The sequence below is a fragment of the Enterococcus sp. AZ140 genome, from assembly GCF_051714405.1.
Classification (GTDB): Bacteria; Bacillota; Bacilli; order Lactobacillales; family Enterococcaceae; genus Enterococcus_B; species Enterococcus_B pernyi.
Map to the genome: position 1 here is coordinate 1,779,563 of NZ_JBIORU010000001.1, position 12,271 is coordinate 1,791,833.

Genomic DNA, 12,271 nt, shown 5'->3' on the forward strand with positions numbered 1-12,271 from the left:
TGACTTTATTGCGCAACGATAACCATTGTCGGTCTCAATACGCGGTCATGTAATTTATAGCCTTCTTGTAACACTTCAACGATCGTATCAGCAGGTAATTCATCTGTTGCTGGTACGGTCTGAACTGCTTGATGCAATGTCGGATCAAAAGGTTCACCTTTTGCAGGGATTTTTTCGATCCCCTCTTCCTTCAATGCATGTTTCAAACTTTCAAGAACCATCTCGACACCTTTTTTCAAACTTGCACCTTGTTCGTCAGATACTTCTGTCGCTAAGGCACGTTCCAAGTTGTCGATCGAAGGTAATAATTTTTTGGCTAAATCTTGTGAACGATATTTTTGCAATTGCTCTCGTTCGTTTTTGCCACGATTCGCCATATTAGCGATTTCTGCTCTCGCACGCAAAAACTTGTCTTCCATTTCATCAAATTCAGCTTGGAGATTTGCAAGTTCATTTGCTTCTTCTTCCACTTCTGAAACTTCTACTTCTTCCGTTTCTGGATCTAGCTGCGTATCATTCAATTCCTGATCTAATTCTTCATGGTTTTCTTTCATGATGCAGTCTTCCTTTCATTATTCAGTCAGATGCTTGATCGCTCAAATCGAAAAAACGATCAGTCACTTTTGTGATTGTTTAAAAATCCGAGCGATCAAGTGTGCGATAATAATCAGCGAGTTTGTGCGCCAATTCTTTTCGATAGACATCGACAAGGCCTAACATTTTGGAATATGGCATACTCGTTGGTCCTAGTAATGCGATGGTTCCACGTCCATGGCCGACGATTTCATAACTCGCTTGGATCATACTCATATTTTGCAATAGGTCATTGCCTATTTCCGAACCGATTTTGATATGTATCTTGCTATCCATCGGTACGATCATCTGTGTCAGTTCATAGGAATCTGTCATAAATGAAAACATTGACTTGAACTGATCCACATCTTGCAGTGGTTCATAATCCAATAAGTTCATTTGGCCACTCACATAAACTTTATCTTCAAACGCATGACTCAATACCGTATCAAAGAGATTTGACATCCCTTCCGTTGTTTGAAAATATTTATGCAAGATCATCGGGATCTCCGTGCGTAATTTGTTGTATACCGTCACTAACGGATCACCTACCAAACGGTCATTGACAATACGAACCATTTTTTCTAAGTCCTGACTACCTAAGTTTTCAGGAAGAGTAAAAACCTGACTTTCAACGTTCCCATTATCAGTCACCACGATTGCAATGACCTGACGACTGTTCAATGGCACGATGCGAAAACCGGTCAAACGGCGATCTTTAATCTCGGGTCCTAACGAAAAAGTAGTGTAACTAGTCAACTCAGATAAAATCTCAGCTGATTGTTTGATGATTTCGTTGATTTCATGGAATTCCTTGTTTAAAGACTGTCGAATTTGGTGCAAATCATCATTTGCTACACGAGCAGGTCGTAACAGATGATCCACATAATAACGATAACCTAGCGCAGACGGTATACGTCCAGAAGAAGAATGTGTCTTTAAAAGTAGACCTTCATCCTCTAAAGCTTTCATATCATTACGGATCGTCGCTGGACTTGCCTCGACTCCTTCCGCCATTAACGTTTTGGAACCAACGGGCACCCCACTACTCGTATAGTTTTGGATGATCAGACGTAAAATATCACTTTGTCGCTGTGTTAACATCTTTCTCACCTCTCATTAGCACTCTTAGCTTCTAAGTGCTAACCCACTTATAAATATAGCAAGAAGACTAAAAAGTGTCAAGGAAAAGAACCCACTTTTTTAGCACTCTGCCACCGAGAGTGCTAATCAATTGTCAACTTGCTTAAAATACCGTCATATCAGTCTTTTAATCATAAAAAACTTGATCAAAATCGTTTTTTTATTTCGTTGTTATAAAAAATTTAAACAATCATTCAGTCGTTTATCAAGTCCTTATCCAATAAAAAACGTTCGAAGACATTATTTCCCAAAAAAGTTCCTTTTTGTGTCAAATATACTCGGTCTTCTTCATTCACTAACAACTCTTCTGCTACTAACTCATCTAGGACAGATTGATACAACGATTCAATCGATCGACCATAACGCTGTAAAAAGTGTTGCTTCTTAATGCCCACCTTTTTTCTTAAACCAAGAAACATCTCTTCCTCGATTTGATTCTTACGAGATAACTCTTCACGTTCTAATACCGGTAGCTCACCTTCACGTAACGGACGCAAATAATGTTGGATCGGACCTTTATTTCGATATCGCGTATGATCCAGATAGCCACTTGCCCCTGCGCCAAAACCGAAATAGTGATCATTATTCCAGTACATCAAATTGTGTTGCGATTCATGACCAGCTAAACCAAAGTTACTGATCTCATATTGATGACGTTGGTGTTTTTCCATCGCCGCAATCGTTTCTTCAAACATCCGTGTCTCCGTCTCTTGATCTGGCAACTGCAACCGACCTTGTCGAACCCAATTCATAAACATCGTTTTATTCTCTAAAATCAATGAATAAAGAGAATAATGAGGTAAGTCTAAGGCTAATGCCCGCTCCAAAGTATCAAGATAGCCTTCTAACGTCTGCCCAGGTAACGCATAGATCAAATCAATGCTGACATTTGAAAAATTTTCCGCCTCTAAAAATCGCATCGTTTCATAGACATCTTCCGCCGTATGTTTTCGACCAATTTTCTTTAATAAGCGATTATCAAAGGTCTGGACCCCCATCGATAAACGATTGACCCCATAATTCTTCATTACTTGTAGCTTTTCCCTGGTCAAATCACCAGGATTCGCTTCCACTGTAAACTCTTTTCCTTCATTAAAAGGTAAGATCTCTCTGGCACCAGACAATAGTCGATCGAGCTGCTTAGCCGATAAAGAAGTCGGCGTTCCACCACCAACATACAGTGTCTCCAATTCATTCACCGGACGACGCTCCATCATGATCGCCATTTCCTTTAGTAGCATTTCGACATACTCATCCACTGGTTGACCTTCCAGAAACACTTTATTGAAGTCACAGTAATAACAGATATGTTCACAAAATGGGATATGGATATAAGCAGAAACCTTATGTTCTGCGGATTTGTTTGTTTCTTTCATTAGTTTTTCTTTCTCCTTACGTCAAAAAGTCGTACCGCTTTTCGACCACTCTTATATACGCATACTATACGTATTTAACAAACAAATCCACTAAAAAATCCAAGAATCGATTTCTTGGATCAGTTTTTCTTTAGTTGTCGTGGAGACTTGGTTGTAAATTTCCAGTGTGGTTTTCATGTTGGCATGCCCTACACGTTCCATGATTGCCTTGAGCTGTATGAAAACAGCAACGATGATTATATTTCCCATAAATTTTCCGTCTAGTTTAATAGTATGTATAAATCCTTATCCGTATTATTTAGCTAATCCTGCTAATTTACGTTACCTCTATTTGCCCCTTTGCCACAAGCAAAGCTTCTATATCACTTATATGTTCAACTCACTTCTAAGTTGTTGTTTGAACTGCTTACCAGTATACATGCTATTTTTAATCTTACTGATTATCTTCCCCCTATTTACAAGGGTCGCAAAACTTTTTTTGTCACTATTTTGTGAGGGGGCTGTTAAAACATTTTCTGTTGTTGTTTCTTTTGGTCTTTCTTTTGGTCTTTCTTTTAATGTAACCTTTTTTTCAAGATTTTCATAATTCCATAGATGCATCATTACTTGAAACATAAACATAAATCCGTTTCCTAATTTTGAATGATCGGCACTTCTTTTAAAACGTGGTCGTATGTCAAACTCATTTCCTTGTGCAATATCTCGAATAATGACCATTACCATTTCTGCATCCATTAATTGAAAATTACTTCGCAACATAGAATCTACTTTTAGTGCTTCAACAACAGTATTTTTAGATAGATTCGGTTTTTTTCTTCCAGAGCTAGTCTTTTAACAAACCCCTCAAAGGACTCCGACAGTACAAAGCTAGGATAATAACGTAGAAACTCATCTCTCAAGTCTTTTCCGCTTCTTCTTGTCCCTTTTTCAGGTAAAGAATAGGCTATGATGTCATCTGTCGATGATGCAAGATGTGTTGCTTCATGCATAATCGTTTCCTCTGAAGCTGTTTTTAACTGTTCTCCTGGAGAAATAGCTGGCTTTAAGTGAAAAGCATCTGCCATAATAATGATTCGACATTCGCCATCTTGTTTAAATACAAATGCATACGCATTTAAATATTCATTATACTGTGAATAATAGTTTTGTGTGATTTCATCTCGAACAAGGTCAGACGAGACGATCCACATGTTTTCAAATCCCCAATCTGCTGACTGTCGAAGAAACAACTCCCCTTTTTCTGCGATCGACAGGACTCTTTTGACGATTTCTCTTAAAACCTGTTCTTGGTTCGTTGCTTCTGCTAAGTCAAACATTTGAATCAAATATTTCCCTACTTTTGTTTCAGCAATTGTAGAATGTTTTAATAAGTTCGTACAAATTTCTTTGGCTTTGCTGAAATTTTCTACTGCTTTATAAAACTCTTGGGATAATTCTTCGATAAATGGTTTGAGAAAGTCAGGAACCTTTGTGGCATCAAAGCCCACAAATACTCGATAGTCAGCTCGAAAGTTTGTGGGACCTTCCTCCTCTATTTGACTAGTCAACTCGTTTTCTTTTACGAATTCAATTTCCCCTTCATTTGGATTACCGGGTTGTTCAGGTACTATGTTAGGCGCTACTTCTTCAATATTTTGAGCAATAGACTCCTCTACCCATCCTTTCATAATCTCTAAATCTTCGTCTGTAAATAGAGGCTCTGGTGGTTGATTGAGTGGCACGTCTTCATTAGGAAATGATGTTTCTACCCATTCCTCTAATTCTGTTAAGTCGCTAGTTGCCACAACAGGGACATTCGAAGGTCCCGCATCTAATAGATCATCAATTGCTTTTGATATTGCTTCACCTAGACCCTCTTCTTCAGGAATTACCTGATGTTGAGAAACTTTCTTAGTCAACAGATCATTAATTGTACGAGACAATGCGCTTTCTACCAAAGCTTGATCTTGTATATAATAATTTTGTGGCTCCGAAATAAAGCTAGTTAATGGTGTAAGTGCCACATCATTATCTTCATATCTTGGAATTTGATAATCATTTGGAGTGACTACTGCTTGTCTGAATTTATTCCACTCACTTATTTTCCCTGCCACTGCAGGGATTGTATTATATGGTGGGAATATGCTATTTTTAGAGGTCTCTTCCTGTGGTGCGCTCGCGATACCTGCCTTTGAGGTACTAGCCTTCTCATATTTCCCACCAGTTTTTGACACGGCACTCATATGATCAACAGTGACTCTCTCTAAATGAGTCTCAAAACGAAAATGTTGAACGCTAGAATCAAATCGTAATACAGTGAGCGGTTCTAGAATATTCTTTTTTACTAAATGGTATCGATTCTCTTCCATGTCCAACAAAATCAATGGAATGTACCGATGTGTGATTTTTATAAACGTTCTTCCTGCTGCATCGCTCATCAACCCATACGCATTTGGAGCGGAAAGACCAGTTGGATCTAGTAACACTTCAAATCGGTTGATTTGACTCTCAACAACGGTTGTTACTTCTTTAGAAAGAAGGGGTGACGTCCCTGGCTCAAAATACCATTCCACCCCGTTGAAATTGACTGGAAATATCTCATTTCCATCGATAACATCGTAACGTACCCCATGGCCTTCTACTGGCTCAATTCTGATAGGTATAATTTGGTCATTCATTTTTATACCATAAGAGAGTGATTTATCTTTATTTTCTATGGTATAAACTATCCCCTCCCCATATCCCTTTGGATAAACATTCGCTTCTTCCACAAACGGAACGTCCTTATCTACTTTCTTTGTTAAGCGATCAATCAATGCTTTTTGTTCTGGCGTAAAAGATGCTGCCCCTTCAAATTCTCTTAGTTGATTGCCTCTCAAAGTAAAGTATTTACCAGAGACCTCTCCATTTTTTAAATCTGTCACCTTCATATATAATTTATTTTTTACCCATTTCACTTGAACTTCTGGACCATTTCTTGGTAAATGTGTACGGATGTATAGGTTAGACCAATCTGTTGTTTCTTTTTGTAACTTTTCTAGTTTTAACAAGATTTCTTTGATACTATGGTTTAAAAAATTTTTATTTTTTAATGTCACTAATCCTTTTATGACTAATTGACTCCCACCTACAACTGACTCAAAACCGGGATCAATATAACGTGCCACACCTGCTATGAGAGCTCTCAGTTCTGCTGGATTAGGGATTACGTGCGCACTGTTCATTATTGCATTCCTTATTCCACCTCGTGCAATTGCTCTTGCTACGCCCACAACAAACTTCGTATTCAAAGCAGTCACCGTTCCAAACAAAGGAATCAGCAGAACAACATCAATTAGACAAGAAGACACGGCCTCACCCACTTGTCCATTTATACTACTTACCACACAATCGTAAAACGGAATAATATGCTTCACCATGTCCCATATTTTTTCAGTTGTCGCCTTGTCATTTCCTGACTCATACAGTTGTCGGTAAAATGCATCACGGTGCTTACTGCTGATATTTTCGACGAATGTCTCTACGTCAGTACCACGAGATAATTCTTTATCGCGATGGACTTTAACAGTAAATGTATAGTGTTTTTTATTTATCAAGACCCCATCACGTTCTTTTTGAAAACCTTGATTCCAAATATACTTCTGATCAAACAAACCATATTTAAGATATAATAATGGATCAGTATCGACACGATATAACATATACCCACCGTCTTCATCCAATGCTTTTAATGCGTAAAAACGTTCTTCATTGTTGCAAACGGCAACGAACAGATTGGTGTTTTCTAACTTAAGGATCGTATCGAGCCAATCCACGCGTTTTGTAAAGGAAACTGGTAGCATACCTGGCGCACCTGCACCTCCTCCGACATAAGGAGCTTCATTTTTCAACTGCGCCGAAGCTTCGTAAATTTTGGTATCAGCCGAAAATATAAAGCTAAGCTCCTCAGGAATGACTATTTTTAATGCCAGTTCAATCAACTTCTTATTGAACGAGTGATAGGCATTCGAAACAGCTTTAGTTAGGTGTGTATATTTTTCATTAATATTTGGCAACTCCAAAAGTTTAGGACATGGATTTTTCCCCTTAAGATATATCTGATCAAAACCTCTGACATCTTTTACTCCCTTTTGTCTACATTGTTCGGCTACTTCTTTTGCCAACGCTTGCTTACGACGCCACTCCCTGAATGCTTTTTCATACATTTGATAAGAAGCATGTATCGTTTTATGTAGCTCTAAAATTTTGAAATAACCTTTCTGTCGATAACCTATGAAAGTGCTTAAGGCAAACTCTTTATGGTTTCCTTTTTCTAATGCTTCACTTAATCCCTTCGGATCGAGTTGAGCAATGGCTAGTAGTGCTGGTGTGATTAGATATTGCAACTGATCAAGTGAATCGACGCCTTGTTCACTGACTGTCTCACAAAAAAACTCACCAAACGCTCGAATTTCCGTTTGGTTGAACTGTTTGAGATATCCTGCATCTTTTAATAACATTGAACCTGTTAACTGCATTAATGTATCATAATCAGAAATCGGTAAATCATCCGATAGATTACTCGCCTCTAAAAGATAATTTGGTAATACGCGATCGACTAGATGGATCCATAAACTCTTTAAATTCGCTTGTTCCTCCTCTTGTTTTCGTGAATCAGCAAGTGTATGTGCTCGAGGTGGAGTATCGATCAGTCCTGATTTTTTCAACTCCTCTAGCTCAAACAGCTTTCTGAGCTGTCCAATCGTATAGGATGATGGATCTGAAGATGCAAGTATACTTTTAGCTATGTATGCTTCGATTGAACTTTCTAATAAATTTTCAACAGCCCATTTGGAAACCGTAGCTTCTGCAAGATTATCGGAGATTTTTTCTTCTAATTCTCCACCATATAAGTTTAACTCTTTAAGAATGATCATCGCGATTGCTTGTAAGTTTTCATGTATGATGACTCGTTTGTCACCACTTCGTATCAACCATTTTCCCATTACACCGAATAGATCTTCTTTCGTTGCTTCATTTGCTAATAGGCCTTTATTGTAAAAAAAACGTTTCACCTGTTCCATTACTCGTCCCTCACGCCATTGATCCCCGTCACTAGTTGTTTTTAAACTAATGATATTTCCTAAGATATCTCGTTTATCTGTAGGTATATCTGCAAGGGGTACAGATGCATTCGAACTAGTTGATTGTTCAACTATACTAGATGTTCTATTTTCATTTAAAGAAGTGACATCTTCAATCGTTTGAGAAAGCCAAACAATGAAAGTCATTTTTGCCTCCATGTCTGAGATCACTCCATCTTGTTCTTCACCAATAATCAATCGGGCGATTTGTTTCACTTTCACCATATCAATTGTTTCTTGAGTAGTATCTTCGAGTAATGTCCATTCTGACACCTTTTCAACTAACAAACGAAGATCAGAGATATCGCAAGGAATCCCTTCTGTCGTTAAAAAAGTGGCAATTCTTTGATTGATTTGTTCTTTTTGAGTAGCATCGATTCCATTTTCGAAATGGTTCTGTAATTCGTTGGTTACTTGTTTGGCTGGATCAATATGATTTTCATTCAGAAATGCTTCAATTTTTCCTTTCGTCTCTTTCTCTCCCTCTATCTCTTCAGTGATCACCCCAACAAAACGACGTTCACTTTCTCTGAATTCCTTGTAGAAATATCCTTTCTGTGCGTTATTGTTTTCCCATTGGAGAAAAATCTTTCTTGCCTCATCAATGGTAATAAAAGTTTCTTTCATACCATAATTTTTAAGGAGGAGATTGGCTACCTCTTTTTCTCTTTTGATAATCAAATCATATGTATCAGCTGATAAAGTCCACTCGCGCAATTTTCTGACTAATTCACTCGTAGATGAATTAATAAAATGGGCATTTTGCTCATGGAGAAACGTCCTGACTGCTTCGTTCACTTTAGAAGTCTTGGTGCGATTTTCAAAAAGAGCAAAGTGGTAACAGACAAGAAGGATTGGTTGTGTATTAGGTATAGAAAGCGGTCGATCATTAATAAAGTCGGCATAAAGTTGATCACTATGCTTTCTTTTTTCTAGGAAATGACTCATCACGGATGTTTCCGGCTGAGCTAGTTGATAAATGTGCGTTTGATTCGTTTGATTTTTGTATGTATTCCCCTCTAAAATCGTATTTGTTTTCCATTGCATAAAAATTGCCTGTAATTGAGTCGCAGAAAGAATATCTCCCAACCTTACATTTTCTACGCCATACGTTTTGAGTAAAAAAAAGCTAAGGTTGCTAACTTTTCTGATATAACTGATACTTCATTTTTTTCACTTATTCCTACCCAATCTTGAAGTCTCTTTATCAGTTCTGTGTCAGTGACAGAATCACTCAATAATCCTTGTTTGATGCACCAATCTTTTAAATGTTTATTTACCGTTTTTGTGGCGTTTCTTCTTAAAAAAAGAAGTTCGTTATAATAAAAAATCGGCAATGGTTGATCCTGATCGATTGCGGGAAAACGATTTGCCGCAATCGCTTCAGTCACTTTAGATAATAATGTGAATTCAGTCGCATTCATTGTAGCTTTATCTTGATTCATCTGGGTGTCCATTAGGATTGTTTGGTTCTTCATCAAAGCAAAATTTTTATTTATTGAAAATGTAACGTTTTTAAAAATATTATTATTTCGCCACTGGAGAAATACTTCAATGGCTCTACTATCAGTCAGATGTTCTTCGGAAAGATCATAAGCTTTCAAAATGATTCGAGCAATTTGTTTTCTTTTATCCAAAATATCTTGATTCGTGTTCCCTCTATTTCCCCAGTATTGGATTGCAAGAAACAACTCTCTGAGCGATGAATCATTCGACAAACACAATTCCTTATCATACTGGCACACACGGTCAATAATCACTTTATTAACCGTCTCCGTCTCATCACGCTTGCTAAAAACCGCTAAATCAAACCATACTGGCCGCAGTGATTCAACTATTTGTTCTGAAGAAAGTTCATTTTTCATATAAGACGAAATCGTAGACTCGATTTTTTTTAGTGTATGATCCGAAAAGTCTTCATATGATTTCAGTGGAATGTTCACACTTCTATCCAATGGTAATATTTTTTTTCTACCATCGGATAATTTGACAGGAATCGTTGCTGCTTCTGCAACTCTTACTCTTAACGGATCCCATCTTTCAAGGAATCGGTCAACGCTTTCCGTTGCTTTCTCCATTAATGTCCATACCATATTAAATTGTTCTTTTACTATTGAGCTGTTATCTAGATGTTTAGTGAGTTGAAATAAGTAGGAGAAGAAATGTTGTATTGGATGTCTGATATTCTTTCTAACTTGGGTAGTTTCCAATTTTTTTGTTTCATAGTAGGGAGGAAAAGTTTGCTTGAAAAAGGGGAAATAATAGTCAATTACAAGGTATCCATTTGCATTTTCTTGTTTTTCTGTAAATATATTATTTAAAAATCCACTAAAATAAATGGGAAATAAATCAATTTTCCCTATCGGAAATTCTTCTACATTTGATACTGCTCCTTCAATCGCATTTTCTGAAAAAGATTTATTGGTCGAAGAATATAAATCTTCCATGTGGAATTGAAAAACAGTTTTTAATGTTTCCGTCATATCCTTTCCAATAGAAAATGGCAAGTCGTTTTCTGTGCTAGTTTTTTTAAAGTAAAACTTTCTGATGTCGATTGGGCGGTATGTTTGTTGGCCTAGTCTTTCTTGTGAATTGATGATGGCTCTCTGACAAATTGTTTTAAAATGAGATTGTGTATGATCGGGAACTTCCCACAGTCCCCAATGTAGTCGATAGGTGAACTCACTATTGGTTGTACAATTTTCAAGTTTCGAAATCCCATGAATTGCCTGATGAATATGGATACTCCATTGATGCGCTTTTTCAGCTAAGTACATCATCGGAGGATTATTAGAGTTCCCTTCAATGATTGGTCCGACTATCGTATTGTTACCTGTTTCTGCCTGAAAATGCACCCGGTTAGAAGTAGAAGTTGAAACAAAAGATTGAACTGTGAGAAATTCCTCTTGATTGCGCACTTCTATGAAGGTGTCTATTTCAAAAGTGGGAGAAGATCCCTTACCTCTTTGTTGAAGATTGGGTGATACTTCATCGGATAATCGGAAATTCCCTAATACACTTAATAGATAAAGGAATCCTAGCGGACTGTGAAATCCCTTGGGGCTGAGCGTCTGTCCCATACTATTGGCTAAAGCGTTCAACCATCTTTGTTCTGCCTTCTGATTATATTTCTTTTGACATTGATAATAAAATTCACCATTTTTTTTCCTATAAACTTCTATTATCATTTTTTTCACTCCTTCATCTGTTTTAATAAAAAAACTTATGTAATAATCATATTTTTAATCATAGAGAGTGTTAAGTCTAGATACCGAAATAAAGGAAAAGCATATCGTCAATAGGAATTAAAAAACTAAAAAAATTTATTTTTATATACGTCAATTGTACAAAAAATATGACTATCCAATGTGACTTTATTTGAATGATTGATGAAAAAAATGGTCGAGTGATAGTGATGACAGAAATGCTCACTAAAGAAGTATGAATATAAGCAGAAAACTTATATTCTGTAGATTTGTTTTCCCTTCCTTTAATTTTTCTTTAGTTGTTGTCGAAACTTAGTTACAAATTACCATTGTAATTTTCATATAGAAACGTTCGACACACATCAGGTTAACCATGATGACATAGCTACTTTAACAAAGGATATGATTTATCTTTTCTGTTGTTACTGAATATAAAAACATCATAACAATGAAGTGCGCCCCCTAAGTTAGACCGAAAAAATCTAACTTAGGGGTATTTTAGTGACTGAATACGATTACGCACTTAAAAAACAGATAGTTGAAGCTTACCAAGGAAGTGAAGGTGGTTATAAAACATTGACGGATCGGTATAGTATTCCAGCCTCCTATACAGTTAAAAACGGATTAAGACAGTTGAAACGCTCGACTTTGCTGCTTTTCACAAGAAAAAAACGAAACAAAGTTACTCTTCTCAATTCAAACAACATGTTACACACTATTATTCGAATAGCGATAAATCTTATCTTGACAATACCCTGAAATACAGCTGGTCCTCCAACGGTCTAGGTCTTTTATTGGCATCAATCATTCCTCAAACAAGGCATTTAAAGTCTTTCACCGAAACCGAAAGTAAAATTCTCATGGAAAGCCA

7 protein-coding genes are annotated in these 12,271 nt (G+C 37.0%); all 7 read right to left on the reverse strand.

The features are described from left to right. Positions 1-5: 5 nt before the first annotated feature. The 7 genes from grpE to IGJ39_RS08235 all read right to left on the reverse strand — a co-directional run bounded on the left by grpE (position 6) and on the right by IGJ39_RS08235 (position 11,382). Positions 6-554: a nucleotide exchange factor GrpE gene (gene grpE / locus IGJ39_RS08205; RefSeq protein WP_010735217.1), complete on the reverse strand. Its 549-nt coding sequence runs from the start codon at positions 552-554 to the stop codon at positions 6-8. A 79-nt stretch (positions 555-633) separates the two neighbouring features. Beyond that, positions 634-1,677, reverse strand: a complete 1,044-nt coding sequence (hrcA, locus tag IGJ39_RS08210) for a heat-inducible transcriptional repressor HrcA (RefSeq protein WP_023519830.1) — start codon at positions 1,675-1,677, stop codon at positions 634-636. Positions 1,678-1,910: 233 nt separating this feature from the next. After that, positions 1,911-3,092, reverse strand: a complete 1,182-nt coding sequence (gene hemW / locus IGJ39_RS08215) for a radical SAM family heme chaperone HemW (protein ID WP_065096995.1) — start codon at positions 3,090-3,092, stop codon at positions 1,911-1,913. 90 nt (positions 3,093-3,182) lie between these two features. Further along, a complete protein-coding gene (locus tag IGJ39_RS08220) occupies positions 3,183-3,341 on the reverse strand; it encodes a hypothetical protein (protein WP_229048840.1) in 159 nt (52 codons plus the stop codon). 117 nt (positions 3,342-3,458) lie between these two features. Further along, a complete protein-coding gene (locus IGJ39_RS08225; protein ID WP_438764440.1) occupies positions 3,459-3,827 on the reverse strand; it encodes a hypothetical protein in 369 nt (122 codons plus the stop codon). A gap of 35 nt (positions 3,828-3,862) precedes the next feature. Then, a complete protein-coding gene (locus IGJ39_RS08230; protein WP_438764442.1) occupies positions 3,863-9,241 on the reverse strand; it encodes a QWxxN domain in 5,379 nt (1,792 codons plus the stop codon). A gap of 53 nt (positions 9,242-9,294) precedes the next feature. Further along, positions 9,295-11,382 carry a QWxxN domain gene (locus IGJ39_RS08235; protein WP_438765022.1) on the reverse strand — a complete coding sequence of 696 codons (2,088 nt, stop codon included), beginning with the start codon at positions 11,380-11,382 and terminating at the stop codon, positions 9,295-9,297. Positions 11,383-12,271: the final 889 nt, after the last annotated feature.